The sequence below is a fragment of the Pseudomonas sp. 18173 genome (assembly GCF_050432945.1).
In the GTDB taxonomy this organism is placed as follows: Bacteria; Pseudomonadota; Gammaproteobacteria; order Pseudomonadales; family Pseudomonadaceae; genus Aquipseudomonas.
Window position 1 is genome coordinate 1 of the sequence record NZ_JBKFTN010000078.1, and the last position, 765, is coordinate 765.

Consider the following 765-nt stretch of genomic DNA (forward strand, 5'->3'; position numbering starts at 1 on the left):
CGCCCGGATTCCGAAGCGCTTCGCGGAAAAGACATTCGCCGATTTCGTCGTATCGAACCCGGCACAGCAGATTGCCCTAGATGCCTGTACCGACTACGTCGACAACTTTTCGAAGCATCGCCGGGAAGGTCGCTGCATGTTGCTGTTGGGGAAAGTCGGTACCGGCAAGACCCACCTGGCCATCGCCTCTGCCAGTCACCTGATCAACGAGTGCATGGTCAAGGCGATTTACCGCACGGTGGGCACGCTTATCGGCGAGATTCGGGCGACGTTCAATGATCGCTCAGGCGAGTCCGAGGAGCACATCTTGCGTGAGGTGANAGTCGGTACCGGCAAGACCCACCTGGCCATCGCCTCTGCCAGTCACCTGATCAACGAGTGCATGGTCAAGGCGATTTACCGCACGGTGGGCACGCTTATCGGCGAGATTCGGGCGACGTTCAATGATCGCTCAGGCGAGTCCGAGGAGCACATCTTGCGTGAGGTGATCGGCGCGGACCTGCTGGTGCTTGATGAAGTCGGCGCGACCAAGCAGAGCGAGTTCGAACTGGCCACTCTGTTCAGCATCATCAATGGTCGTTACGAGCAATGCCGTCCGACGATCATCGTCAGCAACCTATCTCCCATCGAACTGAACGACGCAATTGGTGCGCGCTGTGTCGACCGTATCCGCGAAAACGGCTGCATTGGTGTGGCATTCGAGTGGGAATCCCAACGCGGTAAGGAGGGCTACTGATGAACGCCGCCAAGCAACAAAACATGCTC

At 58.1% G+C, this 765-nt stretch carries 1 protein-coding gene; it reads left to right on the forward strand.

Going from position 1 to position 765, the window contains the following annotated elements; translation table 11 throughout:
* Positions 1-382: 382 nt before the first annotated feature.
* Positions 383-736, forward strand: coding sequence for an ATP-binding protein (locus tag ACLD1X_RS29140; protein WP_429373734.1), 354 nt, complete (start codon positions 383-385; stop codon positions 734-736).
* The last annotated feature ends 29 nt before the right edge of the window (positions 737-765 follow it).